The following is a 22843-nucleotide window of genomic DNA, read 5'->3' as shown; positions in this document are numbered from 1 at the left end:
GTCAGCGCGCCCCGGGCGACTCGAATCCGTCGCGGAACAGGATCTCGGTCGGCGCGGGAACGATGGTCACGTCGACCTGGTCGATGCCGGCCATGCCGTCGCTGTCGATCGCCCGGGCCGAGACCACGTGATCGCCGACGACCAGCTGGTCGGTCTGGAACGTCGAACCGTTGCCGATCGGTCCCTGCAGGTTCGACGACCACTGCAGCGCGCCGTCCAGCACACCGTCTTCGGCATCGAAGGCCTCGCCGTCGAAGATGACCGGGACACCCGCCTCGAAAGTCTCGCCGTTCAGCGGGCTGTCGATGAAGACCTGCGGCGGCGTCAGCGACGCGACGATCACCACGTCGACGAAGTCGGTCACCGGCACGCCGTCGTTGTCGAACACGCGGGCCCCGATCCGGTGCGCGCCGCTGCTCAGCGAGTCGACCTGGATCGAAGCACCGATCCCGAGCGCCCCGTCGCGATCCGACCCCCACTCGACCTGCGACGAGATGTTCATGCCGCTGCCGTCGAAGGCCTCGGCGCTGAAGGTGACCGGTACGCCGGCATCGAAGCTGCTGCCGTCGCTCGGCGACTGGATCGTCAGCGTCGGCGGCATCCGGTCGGAGTACAGCAGCACGTTCGCGGCGTCCGACGCATCCACGCCCCCGTTGGCCGTGCCACCGTCGTCGCGCAGCACCACCTCGTACAGCGCGTGGCCCGATCCCCCCGGCGCAAGGTCGAAGTGCAAGCGGCCGGTGACCGGATCGATGGTCGGTGGGCTGTTGAAGAAGCCCCCATCGCCGTCGATCAGGGTCAGCTCGAAGGACAGGGTCTGCCCGGCCTCGTCCGGTGCGCCGGCGTCGATGTCGACGGCGTAGCCCGCGCTTCCGCCTCGCGCCACACCCACATCGATCGAGTTCGTGATCGCCTGGAACGACGGCGCGTCGTTGACCGGCAGCACGGTGATGTCGGTGAACGATCCACTGGTCCAGAGCCCTTCCGTGACGCGATGGAAGAACTCCGCCGTGCCGGACTCGTCGGCGGGCGGCGTGTAGACCAGCGCGCCGTCGAACGACAACTCGAATACGCCGCCGTCGCTCATGTCCGTGGACGTCGCGGCGAGGGTCCCGACGTCGTAGACCACCAGGGAGAGCCCGCTGTCGTGCGTATCGTTGACCAGCACCCCGTCGTCGTCGGAATTTCCGGGCGTCAGGCTGCCGTCGATGTCGTCGACGATCAGCACGCCGTCTTCCAGCACGGTGTAGGCATCCGGGTCCGGTCGCGGTATGGCCGCCGGCGTCGCGCCTTCTTCGTAGGCGCCGATGTCGCAGCCGTCGAACAGGTCGTCGATGTCGGGCTGATCGACCGCGCGGGTCTGCGCCGTGCTGTCGTGCGTGTGCCGCTGGTCGATGGCCTGCGAACCGCAACGGCCCTGGTCGAGCACCAGCGCGTCGTCGGTCAGCGGGTGCGTGGGCGTAGGCCCGCCGTCGTAGGTCAAAGGCTCCAGGCCCGGGTCGAGATCGGGCTGGGAGGCGAAGTCGTTGTTCGCATTGGGGATGCCGAAGGGGAACAACGATTCCACCCCCGTGTTGTTGCTGACGAAATTGTGCCCCAGCGATTCGAAGACCCCGGTCAGGTTCGGACCCGGCGAGGTGGACTCGTCCACGTTGCGCGCAATGATGGTGTTGTACAGCACCACGTCGTCGGAGGCCGACGAGTAGATGCCTCCGCCGCTGCGGAAGTCCGCGTCCGAGTCGCTGTCGGAGACGTTCAGGGTCAGCGTGGAATGGCGGATGCCGACCACCGAATGGTCGGCGGGAAACACCGGGCCGCCGATCGCGATGGCCCCGCCGACGCCGGTCGTCGTGTTGCCGCTGAACGTGCTGGAGAACACGTCCAGCGTGGACACGGCCGCGGCGCTCGACGAGAGCATCCAGATCGCACCGCCGCCCGCGTCCGATCCAGGGTTGTTGCTGGACGTGCCCAGGGCATCGTTCTCGACGAAGCTGCATCGCTCGATCGTCACCGACTGGGAGCCGCCGATCCAGATGGCACCGCCGCCACCGTCGTTCACGTCGGCGATGCCCTGGGCGGTGTTGCTCTCGAACACGCTGTCGACGATGGTCGTGGTGCCGTTCGAACCATAGGCGATCGCCAGCGCGCCACCGGCGTAGGACGCGCCGTTGTTGCTGAAGCGCACTTCCTCGATCCTCAGTTCGACCACCGAGTGGCGGGCGTGGATCGCACCCCCGATGCCCAGCAGCGGGTCGCTGGCCCCGGCGTAACCGCCGTCGAGGGTCAGGCCCCGGATCAGGAAATCGCCGGACGCCGACTGCGTGCTGATGTCGAGAATCCGGTCGTTGGCGATGCCCTGCAGCGTCATCAGGTCGCGGTGCGGCCCGACGATCTCGACCGGGTCGGTCACCACCAGGGCCGTCTCGACCGTGATCGCCCCTGGGATCAGCGAAGGATCGAACACGATCCGGTCGGCGACCCCCGCTTCGCCGGCGATGCACTCGCCCGGCAGGGTCCCGCTGGGCTGGTTGTCGTTCGCCGACGCCACCGCCTCGAACAGCGTGCACTGACCGTCGTCGGCGTACCCCGGCGACGAAAGGGTGCCGGTGGAGTTGACGACGATGGTGGCCGAATGGGCCGCCGCCAGCGGCAACCCGGCGGCCAGGGCGAGCGCGATCAGCTGCGCGCGGGCGCGGCCGACGGCGAACCGGGAAAAGCGCAGGGGCCGGACGGGACACCGGGGCGAGACGAGCGAACGGAACGGGGCGAACAGGCGATTCATGGGCGGTCCATGCAGGGGGCTCGTCCGGTTACGCACCCCCGGTCGCGAAATCGGGTCAGCGGATGGTCCGGCGTTTGTCGAGGTTGACCCGAAGGACCGCGTCCCGGTGCGTGACTGGTCAGGACCCTCGTATTCGGAGCCGATCGTGTCGCACCGCGCCCCTGTCGTTCTGCTCGCGCTCACCACCTCGCTTGCCGCCCTGCTGGCCGCGACCCCACCGGCGCAGGCGCTTTCCTGCCCGACGATCCCGCCGCCCGATTGCGCGATCGATTCGCAGTTCGCCAGCGGGCGCTGGGACCTGTCGTCGATCAGCGGCGCCTACACGCTGAGCGGCCTGGAGGTGTTCGACGTCTATGCCAACGATCCGGACGGCGGAGGCGAACTCTTCGACGATTACCAGACCGACGGCGTTCTCTCGGTCCAGAGCGTCGGCGGGCCGTCCGCGAATTTCATCGACGTGGCCTGCGACGGCACGGTGACCGGACAGGCCTCGGAGCGCATCAGCGGCACCATCGCAAAGATCGCGCAGCATCCTTTCCACTACTGGAGCGACTTCTGCTTTCCCGTTCCCTACGACATGAACTGGACGGTCACGATCGACCGCAGCTATTCGATCACCGGCAACGTGACCGGCAGCGGCACGCTCGAACTGGATTACGACGTCCTGGACGCGACGATCCAGGCCTCGGGCAACTACGCCTGGAGCGACGACTGCCTGTTCTTCGAGGATCCGATGAGCGGCCTCGAGAACTTCGACATCGGCGGCGATACGGAGCAGGTGCTGCTCAGCGGGCCGTACGACCCGTCCTCCGGCAGCTGGCAGCCCACCGTGCAGCCGCGGTCGGGATCGAGTTGGGTCGACGACGTGCTGCACCGCCTGCAGGTCAACGGCGCCAATACCTACTACAACCCGTCTCCCTACCAACCCGTGCTGATGGCGCCGGCCAGCGCCCAGTCGAGCCCTCAGCGCCACAACGAGTACTTCGTCCAGGACGTGGTCACCGTCGCGCAGAGCGTGTCGCTGTCGGCCGAGGCGAAGACCCCCGTCGTCACCGCTCTGGCGCTGACCGAACCCAGCGCGTTCCTGGCGGGAGTCCCGGCGATGACCGAGGTCGTGGCGACGATCGACTGGCGCGGGCAGCCGCCCGGCAGCGTTCGCTTCACCCACGGCGGCACGATCGAAACGGTGGCCGGCGCGGACACCGTGCCCTGGACCTTCGACGCCGGCCAGCCCGGCACCTCGATCACCGCCGTCGCGATCGCGGGAAGCGGCGAGGAATCGCTGCCCTACAGCGTGGCCACGCCGAAGGTCGAATTGCCGCCCTGGGCCGGATCGACCGGCAACTGGACCGGCAGCGGCGGCGTGACCTACTCGGGCACCATCGACTGGCCGGCCTCGTTCGATGCGGCGAGCAGCGTCGGCGGCATGCCGCTGTTCGACGGCCCCTACGGCTTCAGCGGCGGGCTCAGTTCGGAATACATCGCCAACGCGAACTCCAGCGGCAGCCCGGCTGCGGGGACGTCGACCTTCACGGTCTCGGCCCAGCTCGCCGGGCGCGGCGGCTCGCTGACCATGGCGGGATCGAACACGAGCACGCTGAGCTGCACCGCGCTGACGACCGAAGGCTCCGGCGCCTTCAGCCTGCCGCCGGCCAACTGGCAGAAGACGGTCAATCCGCTCACGGTGATTCCCGGCCTGGAAGCGGCCGCCTGTTCGCTGAGCGGGTTCCTCTGCGACGTGATCGGCAGCTTCGGTATCAAGGGCTCGGCCTCCGCCTCGCTCGGCGGCAGCGGCGACTACGCCGGCAACAGCGGCCCCATGCAGTGGACCGCCGGCTCGCTGAACGGTGAACTCGGCGGCGGCATCAGCTTCGGCGCCGGACTGCCGACGCCGATCGGGTCGATCGCGGGCGTGCGCGTCTACGGCAGCGCCACCGGCTGCATCGATGTCCAGGTCGCACCCTCGCCCAGCATCGACACGCTCGGCGGCTCGCTCGAAGCCGGCGCATCGGTCCATTTTCTCGGCGCCAGCGCCAGCGTCGACGAGACCCTGCCCTTCGGCGACAGCTGCGGGCGCCGCGCCCCGCCGAGGCCGACCCGGGGCACCGGCTGGGTCGAGGTCGACGGTCAGCCGGCCATGGACGCGATCGTCGAAGCGGACGGCGTCCTGGGCGCCGTGGCCTGGTCCACCCTGCCCGCCGGCCAGTCGCGGCCGGACGGCCGGATCGACGTCCGCCTGTTCGAGGATCTCGCCTGGGGCGATCCCGTGTCGATCGACATCGGCGACGATGCCGCCCGGGCTCCCGTGGCGGCCTTCGACGCAACCGGCCAGCTGCTCGTCGTCTACATGCGCAACGCCCTGGCTGCGCCGGCCGATCCTCTCGATCCGGCAGCGCAGGCGGTCTATGCCAACGGCTACGAGCTCGGCTGGTCGACGATCGACCCCGGAACCGGCACCGTCACGGCCTCCGGCACGCTGACCCAGAACGCATCGACCGACTTCGGCCCCTCGCTCGTCCGGGACGAGAGCGGCGGTGTCCACCTGTTCTGGCAGCGCGCCGACGGCATCGAGATCACCGGAACGCCCGCGTCGCCGACCTCGCTGCATACGGCACGCTGGACCGCCGGCGGCGGTTGGAGCAGTGAGGAGACGGTCGTCACCGGGCTGGCCTGGACCTTCGGCTGGACGGCCGCGGCCCATTCGGCCGACGAACGGACGGTGGTCTGGGTCGAGGACGCGGACGCCGACTACCGCACCGAAACCGACCGCGAGGTCCTCGCGATCGGCTCCGACGCCAACGGCTGGTCCGCGCCGGTCGCGCTCTCGTTCAACTCGGTCGTCGACGACAGCCCCCACGCGTACTACGACAGCCTGGGCGTACCGATGGTGCTCTGGCGATCCGGCAACGAGGTGGTCAGCGGTTCGCCCTCCGGCGGTGGGAGCACGGTCGCCTTCTCCACCCCGGACCCGTCGATGGACGACGGGGTCAGCGCCGCCTTCGCCCGTGCGCGCGTGGCCGGCGGCGAACGACCCGGCGTGACCTGGTCGGAGGACGGCGTGCTGTGGTCGACCTCCCTCGAAGGCGCCGCGTGGACCGTGCCGGAACGGATCGGCACGAGCGATCGGGCCCTGCAGGCAAGCAGCCTCGCCGGAGCCCCGGGCCTTCGCGTGTTCGGCGTGATCGAGTCACCGCCGGGCCTGGACGGTCGCGACGCGCCGACCGAGCCCCGCTTCCTGGTGTTCGACGAGGTGTTCGTCGACGGCTTCGAGAGCGTGCCGTGACGCGGTTCGGTCGGCCCCGGCGGAACGCGGCGTCAGTCCGGCGCCGGGCCGCTGCGCGCGCCGGCGGCTCCTGCACCGGCATCGACTTCGCGCGCCATCCAGGCCCGAGCCAGCCGCCAGGCCCGCTTGACCGTGGCTTCGCTCACGCCCAGCGCCTCGGCGGTCTCCGGCGACGTGTAGCCGGCAAAGTAGCGGCATTCCGCGACCTGGGCCGCGCGCGGGTCGATCGCGGCGAGCCGGCCAAGCAGTTCGTCGACCAGCAGCACCTCTTCACAGCGGTCGTCGGCGATCAGTCCGGCCTCGGCCGCGGGGCTGTCGAGATCGATCCGCTCGGCGTCGCCGCCTCGCTTGAGGCGGCAACGGTCACGCGCATGGTTGACGAGAATCCGCCGCATGGCTGTGCTGGCCACGGAGAAGAACTGGGCCCGGTTGGCCCAGCGCGCACGATCCTGTCCAGCCAGCTTCATGAAGGCCTCGTTGACCAGTGCGGTCGCCGAAAGCGTGTGGCCGGATCGTTCTCGCCCGAGGTGGTGCTGGGCGAGCCGGCGCAGTTCGCCGTAGACATGCTCGAAGGCCGCTCCCATGCGCTCCGGGGCGGGATCATCGGAATTCAGCAGTGCCGTCAGGCCCGCGTCGGGAGTGTCTTGAGGATCCACGGGCGATTCCGCAACGGCTCCCCTGCAGTCTACCGAGTACCCGCCATGGCCTGCAAACGGGCCCGGCGGCGCTAGACTCCACCCATGGATCGACGCGACACGGAAGGCCGGGGCTTCGACTGGAACGAGCTCTCGCTCGAGTTCGACCGCCTGGCCGAGGCGGCCCCGGCCGAGCGCGCCGAGCGCCTCGCCGACCTGCGCGCGGATCATCCCGACCTGGCCCGCGAGCTCGAATCGCTGCTCGACAGCCTCGATCGCGCGCCGGGCTTTCTCGAGCGCCCGGCGCTGGACCTCGCCGACGCCGACCCGCTGCCGGCGTCGATCGGACCCTACCGCGTGCTCGAACGGCTCGGCCACGGCGGCATGGCCACGGTCTACCGCGGCCGGCGCGACGAGGCCGGTCTCGAGCAGCAGGTCGCCATCAAGGTGGTGCGGACCCGGCCCGGCGACACGGCCCTGCTCGATCGCTTCGCCCAGGAAGCCCGGGTCCTGTCGCGACTCGACCATCCGGGTATCGCGCGCCCGCTCGACGCCGGCATGCTCGATCCCGAAACCGCGTGGCTGGCGATGGACTACGTCGACGGGCAACCGGTGGATCGATACTGCGAGGCCCACGGAATCGATCGCGAGGCGCGCATCGAACTTCTGATCCGGATCTGCGAAGCGGTCCAGTTCGCCCACCGCAACCTGGTCGTCCACCGGGACATCAAGCCCGCCAACGTGCTCGTCGACCGCGACGGCCGCCCGCGCCTGGTCGACTTCGGCATCGCCCGGATCCTGGGGGCCGACGAGGACGTGCGACTGACCCGGACCGGCGAGCTGGCGCTGACGCCGCAGTACGCGAGCCCGGAGCAGTTCGCCGGCGAGCCGGTCACCACGGCTACCGACGTCTATGCCCTGGGTGCGCTGGCCTACGAGCTGCTCTGCGGCCGCCCGCCGCTGGCCTGCGACGGCATGAACTTAGCCGCCCTCCTCGAGCAGGTCCGCGGCACGCTCCCCGAGCGCCCCAGCCAGGCGGCCGGCGACGCCTCGATGCGCGGCGATCTCGACGCCATCCTGATGATGGCGCTGCGCAAGGAACCCGAGCGCCGCTACGCCAGCGCCGGCGACCTGGCCGCCGACCTGCGCCGTCACCTGCGCGGCGAACCCGTCCTGGCGCACCCCGACCGCGTCGGCTACCGGGTCGGCAAGTTCCTGCGCCGCTACCGGACCGGGGTCGCCGCGTCGCTGCTGTTCGTGATCGCGCTGGCCGCGCTGGCCGCGGTCGCGACCGGACAGGCGTGGCGGGCGCAGCAGGCCCGGGCCGACGCCGAACGCGAAACCGAGCGCGCCGTGCAGGTCCTCGCTTTCTTCCAGGACATGCTGCAGTCGGCCGATCCCTCGATCGCCCAGGGGGAATCGCCCACGGTCCGCCAGCTGCTCGAGCGCACGGCCGCCGAACTGGACGACGCCGACCTGCCGCCGCTGGCGCGGGCCACGGTGGAGGAAACCGTGGCGTCCACCCTGCTCTCCCTCGGCGAGCCGGATGCCGGTCTGCCGCTGGCGCGCGCGGCGTCGAACCGCCTCGCCGCCGCCCTCGGCGAACTCCACCCGAGGACGCTGGCCGCCCGTCATGCTGAGGCGCGGTTCCACCTGTACCTCGCCGACTACGACGCGGCCATCGACCTCCTCGAGCCGACGTTCACCCGTCGCATGCAGGTGCTGGGTCGCTCGATGGACACCATGTCGACGCTGCACAACCTGTCGTATGCCTACGCCGGCGCCGGCCAGATCGAGCGCGCGCTGGAACTCGACCGTGTCCAGCTCGAGATCGTCGAGTCGATCAGCGGACCCGGCAGCCCCGAGGCGCTGACCACGATGCTCAGCATCGGCCACGGACTGTTCGAGCTGGGCCGGCTGGACGAAGCCCGCGACGTCTTCGAGCGGGTCCACGACGGACAGCGCGCACATCTGGGCGATCGTCACCCCACGACCCTGAGCGCGCTGCACAACCTGGCCACGGTCACCCGCAGGCTCGGCGAGATCGAGCGGGCCGAGGCCATGTATGCCGACCTCGTCGAGCTGCGCATGGACGTGCTCGGCGAGCGGCACGCGCAGACGCTCAATACCATGAACAACCTCGGCGAGTTGTACCTGCACAGCGGTCGCCCGGCGCAGGCGGCGCCCTGGATCGAGCGAACGCTGGCGATCCGCCTGGAGGCCCTCGGCGAGGCCCATCCCGACAGCATCGATTCGCGCCTTGCGGTCGCCAGCCTGCGCCGCGCCGAGGGGGACGTCGAAGCGGCGCGCGAGCACGTCGTCGCCGCCCTGGCCCTCGCCGAGGAGCACCTGGGCGAGACCTCCGAACTGGCCGCCGAAGCGCGGGACGCCCTGGCCGGCCTGGAGAGCGGATCGACCAGCGACCTCGACGCATCGCCGGGCGCGGTGCCGGACGTCGACTCGACCGCAGCGGCGACTGCAGTGGAGCGCGGAAGCGAATAAGCTAGGTCGGGTGTACGAACACGATCACCATTCCCACGATCACGGCTCCGGCCGGGCCCTGCGCTGGGCGCTGCTGATCACGCTGGCCTTCGCCGGCGTGGAGTTCGTGGTCGGTTGGTGGGGCGGCTCGCTCGCGCTGATGGCCGACGCCGGCCACATGCTCACCGACTCGACGTCCCTGGGCCTGGCCGCGCTGGCCGCCTGGATCGCGACCCGGCCGGCGGACGCCGGTCACAGCTGGGGCCACGGCCGCGCCGAGATCGTCGCCGCCCTGATCAACGGCACCGCCATGCTCGTGCTGGTCGGGGTCATTGTCTACAACGCGATCCAGCGGTTCCAGAATCCCGTCGAGGTCCGGGGGCTGGCCGTGCTCCTGGTCGCGGCCATCGGCCTGGTCGTGAACCTGGCCGTCCTCAAGGTGCTGCACGGCGGCGAGGAGAACCTGAACGTCCGCGGCGCGATGCTGCACGTGATCGGCGACCTGCTCGGGTCGGTCGCCGCGCTCGCGTCCGGGGCGATCATCCTGCTGACCGGCTGGACGCCGATCGACCCGATCCTGTCCTTGCTGATCTGCAGCCTGATCCTGGTCGCCGCGACCCGCCTGCTGCGGACCGCGTTGCGGATCGTCATGGAAGGCGTGCCGGGACCGATCGACCTCGAGGACGTGCGCGCCGCGATGAGCGAGGACCGCGACGTGGTGGAGATCCACGACCTGCACATCTGGCAGATCAGCAGCGAGCGGATCGCGCTGTCCGCCCATGTCGTGGTGCACGACCTCGAGGCCTGGCCGGGGTTGCTGGATCGCTTGAATACCCTGCTGCTCGACCGCTTCGGCATCGACCACCCCACCCTTCAGCCCGAGCCGGACGAGGGCCTCGCCTGCAACCATGCCAACCATCAATGCCATGGCTGACGCGATGAGGATGCCGCGGTGAAGCTGCTCGCCGTCGGCGACATGCACCTCGGCCGCGTGCCGGCGTCGCTGCCCGAGGCGCTGACCGGCGACGCACGCCGGCTGGGTCCCGAGATCGCCTGGCGCCGCGCGGTCGACGCCGCGATCGAGCACGGCGTCGAAGCCGTGCTGCTGGCCGGCGACGTGGTCGACCGGGAACGCGACTTCTTTGCCGGCTACGACCCGCTGCGCGAGGGAGTCGAGCGACTGCTCGGCACGGGCATCCGCGTACTCGCCGTGGCCGGAAACCACGACACGCACGTCCTGCCGCGGCTGGCCGACCACGTCGACGGTCTGGAGCTGATCGGGCGCGGTGGGCGCTGGGAGTCGGTCGCCCTGTCGGCCGGCTCGGTGATCGGCTGGTCGTTTCCGAGCCGCAGGGTGACCCGCTCGCCCCTGGCCGAATGGACCGAAGCGGACGGCGCGCGCCCGCGCATCGGCCTGCTGCACTGCGATCGCGACCAGGCGAACAGCGCCCATGCGCCGGTGACCTCGCGCCAGCTGGAGCGCGCCGGTCTCGATGCCTGGCTGCTCGGCCACATCCACAAGCCCGACCTCGGCGACGACCCGGACCGCCCGTCCGGCTACCTGGGCTCGATCAGCGCGCTGCGCGCCACCGAGACCGGGGTGCGCGGACCGTGGCTGATCGACGTCGAGGAGCGGCAGGTGTCGGCCCGTCAGCTCGCACTGGCACCGCTGGCGTACGAAGCGCAGGACATCGACGTCGGCGCCCTCGACCACGCCGACGCGCTCGACGCGTTGATCCTCGCCGAGGGACGGCGCACGGTCGCGCGCCGGGCCGAGCGCGATGCGCTGCCCGATGCGCTGGGCCTGCGCATCCGCCTGGTGGGCGAGCACGCCGAGGCGTCCGCCCTGACCGCGACCGTACGCGCGCTGCTGGACGCCTCGCCGGTGTTCGAAGAGCGCGGCTGCCGGGTCTTCATCGATCGGCTCGACGCCGCCTTCGCTCCGCCCCTGGACCTGGACACGCTGGCCCAGGAAGCCAGCCCCGCCGGCCTGCTGGCCCGCGACCTCCGGCTCCTGGCCGGTCCGGACTGCGAAGACCGGCGGCGGCTGGTCGCCGACGCCCGCACAAGAATGGAGGCCGCCGGCGGCATCAGCGACCTGCACGCAGTCGCCGGCCCGGTCGGCGAGGCCGATGCGATCGACGCGCTGGAGCGGGCCGGTCGCGCGGCGCTCGCGGCACTGCTGGAGCAGCGGCGATGAAGCTCGTCCGGCTCACGGTTCGCACGCTGCCCGGCCTGCATCGCCCCATCGAGATCGCCCCCGACCCCGCTCGCGCCTGCATCGTGCTGGGACCGAACGCTTCGGGCAAGACCAGCCTGCTGCGTGCGCTCGGCCTGTTGCTCGATCCCGATCCGAAGGCACTGCAGATCGACCTGGAAGCCGAATTCGACGACGGCGGATCGACCGTGTTCGGCCGGGCCCTGGGCCCGACCCGCAGCTGGCGGATCGACGGCGCCGACGCCGAACGGCCCGACTGGCCCGGTCCCGCCGCCCTGGCCGCCTACCTCATCCGCGCCGATGCCCTGAGCGCCGCCGGCGAACCGGAAAGCGAGTTCGCCGCAACGCTGAAACGCGCCATGGCCGGTGGGTACGACCTGGACGCGCTGGCGGCCGCGCCGGGCTTCTCGATCCCGGCCAGGCCCCGCGGCCTGGCCCGTTCGCTCGCCGAGGCCGAGCAGGCCGTGGATCGCCTGGAGCACGAGCAGGCGCGTCTGGCCGAGCAGGTCGATTCGCTCGACGACCTTCGCCTGCAGCGTGACGCGAGCATAGAGGCCGGGCGAAAACTGGCCCTCGTCGACCGAGCGACCGAGCTGCTGCGCATCGAGCGCTCGGCCGGCACGATCCGGGACGCCCTGGACGCCTTTCCGGACGGCATGGAGCGGCTCGACGGCAGCGAAGCCGAGCGACTGGCCCAGCTCGGCGAGGACGAGACCCGCCTCGAGCTCGAACTCGAAGAGCGCCGTCGCGAACGCGAACAGGCATGGGAGGCGGCCGCCGCGATCGGCATCGACGACGTCGACGCGGCGGCGGCGTTCAGCGCGGAAATCGCCGAGCGGCGCCAGACCCTGGAGCGCGACGAGCGGCGCCTGGCCGATCTCGGCGAGCGGGTCGCCGCCCTGGAAGACGACGAGCGCACCGCCGCCGAGCGCGCCGGCGGCCGTCCCGAGGCGGCCCGGCAGGCGCTGGATGCCGATCGGCTCGGCGCCCTGGAGCGGGCAGCGGAGCGCTGGAGCGCGGCGCGTGCGGAGTGGGAACAGCTGCAGCGCAGCCGCAGCCGCTACGCCGAGCAGGCCCCCGACCGCGACGCACTCGCCGCGACCGAGTCGGCGGTCCGATCGCTGCGTGCCTGGTTGCGCACGCCTGCACCCATGCCGGCCGCCGGCGTGGCCTGGGCGCTGCTGCTGGTCGCGGCCGTGGCCGGCAGCGCGTGGTTGGAGGTCGCAGCAGGACTCCGCTGGCCCGCGATCGCCGCGGCCTGCGCGGGCCTTCTTCCGCTCGGACAGCTGATCCTGCTGGCCGGCCGCGGGCTGACCGCGCGCCGAACGCGCCGCCACTTCCCGGTCTATGCCGTCGAGCCCCCGAAGCGCTGGCGCATCCCCGACGTGGCCCGGCGCCTCGACGAACTCGAGCGAAAGCGGGCCGGATTGCAGCGCCAGGAGGCCGACGCAGAGCGCGCACGCGACCTCGGTCTCGAGCTTGCCGCTGCGCGCGAACGCGTGGCGGGCGCGCGCAAGGCCGTCGATGCCGCCGCCGGGGCCGCCGGCCTCGATGCGGAGACCGTGCTCGACGCGGGCGGCCGCCTGCGACTCCAGGCGCTGTCCGACTGGCGAAGCGCCGGCGATCGCCTGCACGCGGCCCGCCGCGAGGCCGCCGCCTGCCAGCGCGCAATCTCCGAGCAGCACGAGGTGCTGCAAGCGCGCTTCGAACGAGCCGGGCACGAACCACCCTCCGATTGGAGCGCCGAAGCGCTGGGGGTCTGGCGCGTGCGCTTCGACCAGCGGGTGGAGAAGGCGCGCGGTGCGCGGGAGCGTGCGCGGAACGCCGGCAAGGCGATCGAACGCAACGAGCAGGCGCTGCGCGAACTCCACGCCCGCCGCAGCACGCTGTTCGGCAAGGCCGGCGTCCGCGACGCGGACGCGCTGGCCGAACGCATCCGGCTGCACAGCGAGTACCGCGCCCGGCAGGACGAGCTGCGCGGACTCGACCACGCGCGTCGGACGCATCGGGAGGAGCTGGCCGCCTACCCGGATCTGCTCGAGCGGGTCGACGCCGGCGACGAGGCCGCGCTCGGTGATCTCCGCGCCGAGCTGGAGGCACGCGCCGACGCCCGCGACGAACTCGGCGAGCGCATTGCCACGATCGAGAGCGAACGACGCACCGCCCTGACCGAGCGCCGGCTGGAGGCCCTGAACACGGAGCGCGAGCGGCTGCGCGCGGAACTCGACGACGCGCGCCGCGAACGCATGGACGCCGAGGTCGGCCGGTTCCTGATCGAGCGTGCCCGTTCCGGCCACGGCCGCGACCACCAGCCGGCGCTGCTGCGTCGCGCGGCGCACCTGTTCGGCCGGATGACCCGATCGCGCTTCGAACTGCACTTCGACGGCAGCGACTTCGGCGCCTCCGATGCCCGGACCGGGCTCCAGCTCGGCCTGGCCGAGCTGTCGACCGCGACCCGCATCCAGCTGCTGCTGGCACTGCGCCTGGCCTGGATCGAGCGCAACGAGCACGGCGGGCCCGACCTTCCGCTGTTCCTCGACGAAGTGCTGGCCACCACCGACCCCGAACGCTACCGCGCCGTGGTCGACGCCGTGCAGGAGCTGGTCCGCGAGGGCCGCCAGGTCCTCTACCTTTCCTCCCAGCCCGCCGACGCCGAAGCCTGGCGCCGCTTCGCCGGCGACCCCGAGCCCCAGGTCATCGAGCTGGCGCCGATGGGCGAGGAGACCTTCGACTTCGCGCTCCCGGACCGACCCGACCTGCCCGACCCGAAGCGGGCGGCAAGCGACTGGGCGAAGCGCGCCGGCGTGGCGCCGCTGGACCCCTGGGCCGATGTCCGCACCGTGCCGCTGTTCCACCTCCTGCGCGACGACCTCGAGGCCCTCGTCGCCCTGGCCCGGCGGGGCATCGAGACGCTGAGAGAGTACGAACATGCGCGCGAAATCGGCCTGCGGCTTCCGATCGATGACCGACTCGCCGCGCAGATCGACGGGCGCGCCGCCGCGGTCCGGGCATGGATCGAGCGCTGGCGCCGCGGTCACCCCGCGCCGGTGACCGACGCCGACCTGCAGGACTCCGAGGCGATCACGCCGACCTTCTTCGAGGCCGTGTCCGACCTCAACCGCGCGCTCGGCGGCGACGGGCCGGCCCTGATCGACGCCCTGCGCGACGGCCGGGTCAAGCGCTTCCAGACCGCGAAGATCGACCAGCTCGAGGACTATCTGGCCCACCGCGGCGTGCTCGCCGCCGACCGCGAAGTCACCACCGCCGAACGCCTCGCCGCCCTGATCGACGCCGGCGACCTCGACGACGCCACCGCTCGCCAACTCGAAACCTGGCTCGTGGCCGGGGTTCGGGGCTCTGATCGAAGGTCTGAGACTTGAGCCTTTAGAGGATGGACGCAAAGGCGCGAAGGGGCGAAGGAACGCGAAGGTCCCATTCCGGGATCGAATTCTGTTTCTCGCAAAGACGCGGAGATACAGAGAAGAATCAACGACCGACCTGCACCGCAACTCGTTCGCTCGCAAGCTCACTCCCACAGAGCGTTTTTCTATCGATGGCTTGGTGGCTCGACTGAGCTGGGAAGTCGAAGAGAGCAAGAACTGCAAGAGCAGAGGATGGGCGCGAAGACGCGAAGGCGCTAAGGGCACACCTGAATACCTGGAACTTCAAGAAACATCGAACCGAGGCGGCACGAGCACTGCGAATTGAGTTCTTCGCTTCCAAGCACTCATCTTTTTTTTCTTCCAGCATTTCTCTTCGCGCCTTCGCGTCTTCGCGCTCATCACCTGCTCTTGACCTTGCAGTTGAATCGACCTTCTTCTTTGTTTTCCTTTGCGTTCCTTCGCCGCTTCGCGCCTTTGCGTCCATCCTCTAAACGGCCGAAGCCACCAACCAGGATCAAGCCAGTTCGCGATAGCTCAGGCACTCGCCGCCGGCGGCGATCATGGCCTCGAGGTCGTCGGCCAGACGGAGCTCGAAGTCGTCGGGGTGGATTCCGAGGCGCAGCGGTCGGCCCGAGCGGCGGGCCCAGAACCGGTTGAGGGCGTTGAACGGGCGGACGACGGCGGCGCGGAAGGCGGTGTCGGTCTCGAAGCCGGCCATCGGCAGGCGGAGGAAACGGTCGGCCGTCGCGTCATAGACGCCGCCGGTGGTCTCGTAGACATCGAACGGCAGGCGACGCAGCAAGGTCCGGGGCACCGGGCCCATGGCCCAGGCGGGCGGCACGTAGAGCCTTGGAGCCGGGAGGCCCTGCGTCTCGAACCAGGCCCGGTTCTTCAGCATCAATCGAAGAATCCCGATGCGCGACAGGGCCAGGTGCTCACCGGCACGGCGCGAGATCAGCGCGCTGTGCAGCGCGTGCTTCACGCCGTTGATGCGCTCGACCTTGTGCGTCCAGCCGTGGCCGGCGAGTTCGGCGCCGTGCGAGACCATGGTGCGAAGCTCGTCGATTGCCGCCGACGACCAGTCGCGGCCGGGCACGACCAGCAGCGTGACGGGCTGCATGCGCGCGTCGATCAGCCGATCGAAGATGCGGCGAACCCGGTCGATCGTTTCGGGCATCACGTCGTGGATCGACACCAGGAGCTTCATCAGGATCTCAGGCGTCCGATCCGAGCGGGTCACGGAGCAGGTCGACCCAGTCGTCGAGGCTGCGCTCGTTCAACGCGTGTGCGGCCCGGCATCCGGCCTCGGCGCGCTCGCGACGCGCCTCGACGGGCTCGTCGGCCAGCGTCTTCAGCACGTCGGCGAGTTCGTCGTCCAGGTCGAAGACCACCAGGTGGTCGGCCAGCGCGGGCCAGTCGACGATGCCGCAGGTCGAGGTAACGACCGCCTGTCGTCCCCGCGCCATCGCTTCGAGGGCGACCGTGCCGAAGGACTCGACCTCCGACGGCAGCACGAGCGCATCGGCGGCGTCCATCTGTTCGAGGAGCTGCGAGCGGGTCAGCCAGCCGGTGGCGGTCAGGTTGTCGAGCTCGGATGCCGCCCGCAGGACCTCGGCACGCAGCGGCCCGTCGCCGGCCATCACGAACTCGATCTGCGGCAGGGCCCGGGCCGCATCGATCACCGTGTGCAGGCGTTTCTCGGCGGCCAGGCGACCGGCATACAACACGCGATGGAACCGGTCGCCGAGGGGCCGGCGTTCAGTCCGGAGCACCGCACGCGGCACGAGCGTGCCGATCCGGCGCGTGTCCTTCGCGCCGAGACGATCGGCGAGTTCGGTCATGTCCTCCGAGTTGCCCAGCACGCGATCGCCGTAGCGGAACAGCGTGCGGTCGGCGAAGCGGAACCACCCGCGCGAGAAGTACTTCAGCAGCGATTTCCCGTAGAGGTCGGTCACGCCGGCGTAGTGGGTGTGGAACCCGATCAGCAGCGGAATGTTCTTGTCGTGCGCCCACTTCGACGCGATCAGGCCGTAGGGTCCCGGCGTGGCGACCACCATCACGGTCGGCCGGAACTCGCGAAGCGCCCTCCACAAGCGTCGCGGCGACGGCAGGTAGATCCGTTGCGTCGCATCGCCCGGCAGCGGGAACGAGAAGCCCTTCTGACCGCTGCGTCCCGGGCAGACGAAGCGGGTGTCCACGCGGCGATCGGCAAGCTGGTCGATCAGGTCGGCGTAGTAGGCGCCGACGCCGTTGCGCTCGGGCTCGGAGTCGGAGACGAAGGCGGCACGCACTTCCGTGGCCCCGTTCATGCCGCGGCCTCCGCGTTGCGCAGCACGCCGTCGCGCGCCGACTCACCGAAACGGTAGCGCGCGTAGACCGGCTCGAACATCGTCCGCAACGAGACCTCGTCGAGGCCGTAGTCGGCCAGCGAATAGCGGTGACCCGAGCTGAAGCCGCGCGAGGCGCGGGACGCCTCGTCCAGGGACGCAGCGAACTGCGGCGTCATCTCCAGCCCTACCTGCTCGAACGCATCGGTCACGGACTCGGCCAGGCGATCGCGCAGCGCGTGGTTGTCCAGCAGCGCGACGCGCTGCGGGTGGCGTTTCGCCACGTCGGCCTGGTGCAGGTAGTAGAACCGGAGCAGGTCGGCGAGGCGGTCGCGCAGTTCGTCGGGCATGTCGGGAAACCCGACGGCCCGGAGGCCCGGTTCCAGCGAGCTCATCTGCGACGGCACGGTCTTGATCGGATCGCGGGAGCAGCCGAGCAGCACCGCGTCCGGAAACTTGTCGAGCAGGGTCTCGAGGCTGCCCGTGAACGAGGCGTTCTTGGACAAGAAGCGCGCCCCGGGGCCGGCGGCGTGGAGGTGGCGCCGCACGCAGTTGGCGTAGTAGCGCGCCCAGGCCCGACGCACCGCTTCTGGTTGCTCGTCGAGCCGGGCGATGCGCCACAGCCACGGTGCAGCGGGAAAGACCGCGACCAGGATGAAGCACTGCATGACCGGCATCAGGGCCAGGAAGTCCTCTTCCGGCGCGTCGAGCGCGAAGGGGTGGACGTCGTCCATGTCGGCCAGCCACCGACGCCCGATCCAGCCGCCGAGGCGACCGACCGGGCGCCCGATCGCGCGGTCGACGGCCGCCGCGCCGCGCAGCAGCTTCCGCGCCGTCACCGAAAGGCCGAACAGGCATTCCCAGGTGCGGAAGGTCGTGAAGCGTTCGTCGGCCGACAGCACGTGGTGCAGGTGCGTGGTGCCCGAGCGCGGCGGGCCGACCACGAACACCGGCCGCTCGACGTCGACCCGCCGCCAGCCGCGGAAGAACACGTCGTCGAGCAGGAACCCGATCGCATGCAGCAGCTGGAGACCGGCGAACAGCGGCCAGGCCAGGACCAGCAGCACGGCACCCCGGAGCCGCCGTCCCTCGGTGAACGGCGAGACCATGGCCGACCCCCAGAGGCGGATCGCCCGGGCCACGGCGGAGGGAAACAGGTTCATGAAGTCAGCCAGTCGACCGGCGGGAATTCGCGGCGAGTATCGCACAGCGCTTCGGGGCGTTCGATGGCGCGACGGCGGCCGAAACCCCGAATCGGGGCCCGCGCGGGGGCGTTCGGGCCGTCATCGAAAATTCATCCGGGCCACTCGCAATTCGCCATGTACAGGCGTATAGTAGGAGACGCTGCGCAGCACGGCAGTGGAAAGTTCGGCGGTACCCTTCGACAGAAAGATCCTCCAGACGACCCTCTCGACCTTGCACGACGCTTCAGAGCAGTTGGCAGCATTTCACCCATTTGTTATATGAAAAGGTAGTAGAAAAATGGTTACAGGAACCGTGAAGTGGTTCAACGACGCCAAGGGCTTCGGCTTTATCTCCCAGGACAACGGCGGCGCCGATGTGTTCGTGCATTTCAGCGCGATCCAGGGCTCCGGCTTCAAGTCGCTGGCTGAAGGTCAGAAGGTCGAATTCGAACTGCAGGATGGACCGAAGGGTCCGCAGGCCGCGAACGTCAACCCGGTCTGATTCCCGCTTCGAATTGAAGCAAGGAAGACCCCCGCCCCGTGCGGGGGTTTTTCGTTTTCGGGGGGAGTACTCGATCCCGGATCCGGGCTGGACCGTGGGAGCGGGCCGTGCCGGCGGTCGAGTCCGGTGAGGGTTTCGCTCGCAAGCTCGCGCCCACAGGAGTTGCCTGTCAGCCGCCTCGATCGCCTGATCCCTCGCCGACTGTGGGAGTGAGCTTGCGAGCGAACAGGCAGAGAATGGCTTCGGGCGCAAGAACCCTCCGACAGGTGTCTCCGTCCATCATCCGCCGCGAGAAACCACCCTTCCCAGAAATGCCTCGAGCTCCCGCTTCAATTCGGGGATCACGCTCTCCAGTCGGTGACCCGCATCCAGCAGGCGAATCGAGGCCTTCTGCTGCTCGGCGAACTTCAGGCCGTGCGACCAGGGAATGACATCGTCTCGCCAGCCGTGCACCACGTGGATCGCGCCCGCCTTCGGGCTGTACCGCTCCCGGGTCACCGCTCCCGGATGGCGGTGCTCGAGGTAGAGCGCAGGCGCCATCACGAACAGGCCGGCGACCTCCACGCGTTCGGCGGCCATCACCGAAACGAAGCCGCCCATCGACGAGCCCACCAGCACGGTCGGGCGATCGTCGGCTTCGATCCGCGCTACCAGCCGGTCGATCCGCGCGACGGGGTCGTCGTTGACGTCGCGATCGTCGACCGCCTCGGTGGCCCAGCCGCCGGCGTCGGCAATCGGGCGCAGGGCGACGATCTTGTTCGCCCGGGGCCCCGAATCCAGTCCATGGCTGAAGATCACGCGACCGCGCGCTTGCCCTTCGCTCATCCCATCCTCTAGCTGAACGCGCGCTCGCCGATCCGCGTCCCGTCCGCATCGAAGACCCGTTCGGCCATCCGCGCGGTCCTGCCCAGCACCAGCGCCGACGATGAACGCGTGCCGTAGCGGTCACCGACGATGAACGGCGCCGACAGGAGCCGCTCGAGGTCCAGGCCCACGCCCGTTTCGGGCAGCTCGTCGTCGGCCGCCGGGTCGCGGTCGTCGAGCAGTCGCAGCAGGGTCCCGATCGGCAGCGAGGCATCGTCCAGCGGGGCATCGTCCAGCGGGGCGCCGTCCAGCGCCGCCTCGAGCCGGCGGACCGCGCGGATCGACTTCGGCCACGGCGTATCGAGCGCCTGGTTCGACAGGGCATGCAGACCCGGTGTCACGCGATCGGGCGCGGAATGGCTGCCGACCTGCCAGAGCCGCTCGGGGCTTCCGACCAGCAGGTTGAACGGACCGTAATCGTGGCGCCGGGCGTGCACGTCGAAGACGAACGTCTCGATGTCTCCGTCGCCCACCAGCGCCTCGACGACCAGCTCGCCGCGCGAGCGCTCTCCGGACGGTGCCGCCGGATCGCGCACGTTGGTCAGCGCTGCGAAGCGCCCGTCGCGGCGGACCGCCAGCCAGGTGCCGCCGGCCTGCTCGTCGCGCCCGGCCAGCGGCCCCGTCGGCCCGCTCCACCAGTGCAGGGCGCGGGTCGGCCGGGCGTGGAATTCGTCGCGGTTGGCGACCAGCACCAGGGGCCGCTCCCGGTCGGGGTGCCAGTCGAAGGCGATCAGGCACATGGCACTTCGCCTCGTCGCCGGAGTCCAAGCCCTGCACGGACACGGCCTGCAAGCACGGGCCTTGCGACTATGATGGAAACGATCATGGACTCGATTGTTGCACGGGAGGTTCGTCGATGACGCAGGAACGAACGACAGCCCGCGAACGCGATTGGTTCGGACCGCTGCTTCTGGCCATCGGGCTGGTGCTGGCCAGCCTGTTCCTGGCCGACGCGGTGCGCGACTTCGCGGTGCGCGATCGCTTCGTCGAGGTCAAGGGCCTGTCCGAGCGCGAGGTCCGAGCCGACCTGGCGATCTGGCCGATCACCTACTCGCTGTCCGCCGAGACACTGGAGGCATTGCGCGCCGGAATGGACAGGACCGACGAATCCGTGGTGGCCTACCTCAAGCTCAACGGATTCAATGACGACGAGATTCGCCGCAATCCGCCGCAGGTCACCGACCGCTGGCTGAACGCCTACGACAACCAGCGACCGGCCGAGCGCTATGCAGCGCAGCGAACGCTGACCCTGCGCACGACCAAGGTCGAGGCCACCCGCCAGGCCATGGACCAGGCCGCCGAGCTGATCAGCCAGGGCGTTCCCTTGATGCCCGACTGGGGCAATGCCTCGCAGTTCCTGTTCACCGGCCTGGACGACATCAAGCCGGAAATGATCGCCGAGGCCACCGCCGACGCGCGACGCGCCGCCGACCAGTTCGCCGAGGATTCGGGCAGCCGGGTCGGCGCGATCCGCTCGGCGCGCCAGGGCTATTTCACGATCACCGAACGCGACCCGACGTCGCCGGAAGACAAGCTGGTCCGCGTCGTGACGACGATCGACTACATGCTCGACGACTGAGCGACGCGGCGACGGGACGGCGCGTCGACGAACACGGGGCCCGGCTGCACGCACCGTGCACACCGGTCCGGGATGATGGAGTCATGCGAACGATGTCGAAGCCATCGACTCGGGGGTTTCGCCGACGCCTGGCCGCCGGCGGCCTGCTACTGGCCGGCCTGCTGCTGCTCGCGGGTGCCGCGGCGCAGGACGACGAGACCGACCGGGTCCTCCAGCTGACCGTCGCCGACGCGATCGGCCCGGCGACCCGCGACTTCATCGTCCGCGGGATCGAGCGCGGCGAGGAGGAGGACGCCGCCCTGGTCGTACTCAAGCTTGATACGCCCGGCGGGCTCGACGCCTCGATGCGGGACATCATCTCGAAGATCCTCAACGCCGACGTCCCGGTCGCGACCTGGGTGGCACCCGACGGCGCGCGCGCCGCCAGCGCCGGCACCTACATCCTCCTGGCCAGCCCGGTGGCGGCGATGGCGCCGGCCACCCACCTCGGCGCCGCCACCCCGGTGCCGATCGGTGGCACCTCGCCGGCGCCGGCAGGTGAAGACGAGTCAAGCGACGACCAGGCCGGCGCGAACGAAGATGACCCGGAAGCCAATGGGTCAACGGCGCCCGATCGACAACCGGCCGATGCCTCCGGCGCGAAATCACTCAACGACGCGATTGCCTATATTCGCGGCCTGGCCGAGCGGCACGGTCGCAACGCCGACTGGGCCGAGGCCGCGGTGCGCGACGCCGCCACGCTGACCGCCCCCGCAGCGCTGGAGGCCAACGTGATCGACGTGATTTCCGAGAACGTCGATGAGCTCCTCACGGCCATCGACGGCCGCGAGGTCAAACTCCACGACCGCAGCGTGACGCTCCGGACCCAGGGCCTTCCCGTGACCGACGTCGAGCCCGACTGGCGCTTCGAACTGCTGTCCATCCTCACCAACCCGACCCTGGCCTACATCCTCTTGCTGGTTGGCGTCTACGGACTGCTGCTCGAGGGCTACAACCCGGGCGCCCTGGTGCCCGGTGTCATCGGCGGCATCAGTCTGTTGCTGGCGCTCTACGCGTTCCAGATCCTGCCCGTGAACTACGCCGGCCTCGCGCTGATGGCCCTCGGCCTGGCATTGATTGCCGTGGAACTGTTCGTGCCGTCCTTCGGCATCCTTGGCATCGGCGGACTGATCGCCGTCGTGTTCGGCTCGGTGATCCTGTTCGACGAAGACATCCCCGGCTTCGCGGTCAACGACGGTCTGATCGCCGGCCTGGCCGTGTCCGGCGCCGTCCTGTTCGGCATGATCGTGTGGATGGCCCGGCGCGCGCTGCAGCGGCCCCGGATGACCGGGCGCGCATCCTTGATCGACCACACGGCCGAGGCGATCGACGATTTCGACGAAGGCCGCGGCCGCGTGCACGTCCAGGGCGAGGACTGGTTCGCCCGGTCCCGCGATGCCGTCCGGCGCGGACAGCGAGTACGAATCGTCGGCATGAAGGACGAAGGCTTCGTGCTCGAGGTCGAAGCCGACGACCCCCGGACAGCGGGCGAATCGAAAACGCCCTGAACGCAAGGGATCGACCGGGCCGGCGCCCGTCGTCGATCCACCACCGGCATCACGTACG

Annotated in this window: 15 protein-coding genes; 8 read left to right on the top strand and 7 right to left on the bottom strand. The window is 70.3% G+C overall.

The genetic code is table 11. From position 1 onward, the window contains the following. Position 1: 1 nt before the first annotated feature. Positions 2 to 2782, bottom strand: a complete 2781-nt coding sequence (locus KUV67_08975; protein MBY6205010.1) for a hypothetical protein — start codon at positions 2780 to 2782, stop codon at positions 2 to 4. Positions 2783 to 2927: 145 nt separating this feature from the next. Between KUV67_08975 and KUV67_08970 the strand changes: the two genes are divergently transcribed. Further along, positions 2928 to 6065 (top strand): hypothetical protein, encoded by a 3138-nt coding sequence (locus tag KUV67_08970; GenBank protein MBY6205009.1) that lies wholly within the window; start codon positions 2928 to 2930, stop codon positions 6063 to 6065. A gap of 32 nt (positions 6066 to 6097) precedes the next feature. On the opposite strand, the gene KUV67_08965 is transcribed toward KUV67_08970, so the two are convergent. After that, positions 6098 to 6721 carry a sigma-70 family RNA polymerase sigma factor gene (locus KUV67_08965; GenBank protein MBY6205008.1) on the bottom strand — a complete coding sequence of 208 codons (624 nt, stop codon included), beginning with the start codon at positions 6719 to 6721 and terminating at the stop codon, positions 6098 to 6100. 84 nt (positions 6722 to 6805) lie between these two features. On the opposite strand from KUV67_08965, the gene KUV67_08960 reads away from it, so the two are divergent. Genes KUV67_08960 through KUV67_08945 form a run of 4 tightly spaced genes read left to right on the top strand, consistent with a single transcriptional unit; the run spans position 6806 to position 14779 of the window. Further along, positions 6806 to 9202 carry a serine/threonine-protein kinase gene (locus tag KUV67_08960; GenBank protein MBY6205007.1) on the top strand — a complete coding sequence of 799 codons (2397 nt, stop codon included), beginning with the start codon at positions 6806 to 6808 and terminating at the stop codon, positions 9200 to 9202. Positions 9203 to 9212: 10 nt separating this feature from the next. Beyond that, positions 9213 to 10115, top strand: coding sequence for a cation diffusion facilitator family transporter (locus KUV67_08955; protein MBY6205006.1), 903 nt, complete (start codon positions 9213 to 9215; stop codon positions 10113 to 10115). A gap of 18 nt (positions 10116 to 10133) precedes the next feature. Then, positions 10134 to 11381, top strand: a complete 1248-nt coding sequence (locus KUV67_08950) for a metallophosphoesterase (GenBank protein MBY6205005.1) — start codon at positions 10134 to 10136, stop codon at positions 11379 to 11381. Further along, entirely contained in the window at positions 11378 to 14779 is a 3402-nt protein-coding gene (locus KUV67_08945) for a hypothetical protein (GenBank protein ID MBY6205004.1), read from the top strand. Before KUV67_08950 ends, KUV67_08945 begins: the two co-directional genes overlap by 4 nt. Before the next feature lie 517 nt (positions 14780 to 15296). Here the strand turns inward: KUV67_08945 and KUV67_08940 are convergent. Genes KUV67_08940 through KUV67_08930 form a run of 3 tightly spaced genes read right to left on the bottom strand, consistent with a single transcriptional unit; the run spans position 15297 to position 18272 of the window. Beyond that, entirely contained in the window at positions 15297 to 15989 is a 693-nt protein-coding gene (locus KUV67_08940; GenBank protein ID MBY6205003.1) for a polysaccharide deacetylase family protein, read from the bottom strand. Positions 15990 to 15996: 7 nt separating this feature from the next. Next, the gene (locus KUV67_08935; protein ID MBY6205002.1) at positions 15997 to 17091 is read right to left on the bottom strand and encodes a glycosyltransferase; all 1095 of its coding nucleotides are present in this window, start codon (positions 17089 to 17091) and stop codon (positions 15997 to 15999) included. Then, on the bottom strand, positions 17088 to 18272 hold the full coding sequence (locus tag KUV67_08930) for a sulfotransferase (protein ID MBY6205001.1): 1185 nt from the start codon (positions 18270 to 18272) through the stop codon (positions 17088 to 17090). Before KUV67_08930 ends, KUV67_08935 begins: the two co-directional genes overlap by 4 nt. 319 nt (positions 18273 to 18591) lie before the next feature. Between KUV67_08930 and KUV67_08925 the strand changes: the two genes are divergently transcribed. Then, entirely contained in the window at positions 18592 to 18795 is a 204-nt protein-coding gene (locus KUV67_08925; GenBank protein ID MBY6205000.1) for a cold-shock protein, read from the top strand. Positions 18796 to 19074: 279 nt separating this feature from the next. Here the strand turns inward: KUV67_08925 and KUV67_08920 are convergent, their stop codons facing one another. Together KUV67_08920 and KUV67_08915 are read right to left on the bottom strand one after the other, a co-directional pair. After that, positions 19075 to 19620: an alpha/beta hydrolase gene (locus tag KUV67_08920; protein MBY6204999.1), complete on the bottom strand. Its 546-nt coding sequence runs from the start codon at positions 19618 to 19620 to the stop codon at positions 19075 to 19077. Between the two features lie 8 nt (positions 19621 to 19628). Further along, positions 19629 to 20399: an NRDE family protein gene (locus tag KUV67_08915; GenBank protein ID MBY6204998.1), complete on the bottom strand. Its 771-nt coding sequence runs from the start codon at positions 20397 to 20399 to the stop codon at positions 19629 to 19631. A gap of 116 nt (positions 20400 to 20515) precedes the next feature. On the opposite strand from KUV67_08915, the gene KUV67_08910 reads away from it, so the two are divergent. Together KUV67_08910 and KUV67_08905 are read left to right on the top strand one after the other, a co-directional pair. Then, positions 20516 to 21238: an SIMPL domain-containing protein gene (locus KUV67_08910; GenBank protein ID MBY6204997.1), complete on the top strand. Its 723-nt coding sequence runs from the start codon at positions 20516 to 20518 to the stop codon at positions 21236 to 21238. Positions 21239 to 21330: 92 nt separating this feature from the next. Next, complete coding sequence (locus tag KUV67_08905) at positions 21331 to 22785, top strand: nodulation protein NfeD (GenBank protein MBY6204996.1); 1455 nt, start codon at positions 21331 to 21333, stop codon at positions 22783 to 22785. Positions 22786 to 22843: the final 58 nt, after the last annotated feature.

It is taken from the genome of Halomonas denitrificans, assembly GCA_019800895.1.
In the GTDB taxonomy this organism is placed as follows: domain Bacteria; phylum Pseudomonadota; class Gammaproteobacteria; order Xanthomonadales; family Wenzhouxiangellaceae.
Note: the sequence above shows the minus strand (reverse complement) of the source record. Positions and strands in the feature narration are given on the sequence as shown.

Bases quoted from the DNA above. Each gene is read 5' to 3' on its own strand.
- KUV67_08935 (MBY6205002.1), bottom strand. From the start codon at position 17,091: ATGAACGGGGCCACGGAAGTGCGTGCCGCCTTCGTCTCCGACTCCGAG.
- KUV67_08975 (MBY6205010.1), bottom strand. From the start codon at position 2,782: ATGAATCGCCTGTTCGCCCCGTTCCGTTCGCTCGTCTCGCCCCGGTGT.
- KUV67_08905 (MBY6204996.1), top strand. From the start codon at position 21,331: ATGTCGAAGCCATCGACTCGGGGGTTTCGCCGACGCCTGGCCGCCGGC.
- KUV67_08945 (MBY6205004.1), top strand. From the start codon at position 11,378: ATGAAGCTCGTCCGGCTCACGGTTCGCACGCTGCCCGGCCTGCATCGC.
- KUV67_08920 (MBY6204999.1), bottom strand. From the start codon at position 19,620: ATGAGCGAAGGGCAAGCGCGCGGTCGCGTGATCTTCAGCCATGGACTG.
- KUV67_08910 (MBY6204997.1), top strand. From the start codon at position 20,516: ATGACGCAGGAACGAACGACAGCCCGCGAACGCGATTGGTTCGGACCG.
- KUV67_08925 (MBY6205000.1), top strand. From the start codon at position 18,592: ATGGTTACAGGAACCGTGAAGTGGTTCAACGACGCCAAGGGCTTCGGC.
- KUV67_08930 (MBY6205001.1), bottom strand. From the start codon at position 18,272: ATGAACCTGTTTCCCTCCGCCGTGGCCCGGGCGATCCGCCTCTGGGGG.
- KUV67_08940 (MBY6205003.1), bottom strand. From the start codon at position 15,989: ATGAAGCTCCTGGTGTCGATCCACGACGTGATGCCCGAAACGATCGAC.
- KUV67_08915 (MBY6204998.1), bottom strand. From the start codon at position 20,399: ATGTGCCTGATCGCCTTCGACTGGCACCCCGACCGGGAGCGGCCCCTG.
- KUV67_08960 (MBY6205007.1), top strand. From the start codon at position 6,806: ATGGATCGACGCGACACGGAAGGCCGGGGCTTCGACTGGAACGAGCTC.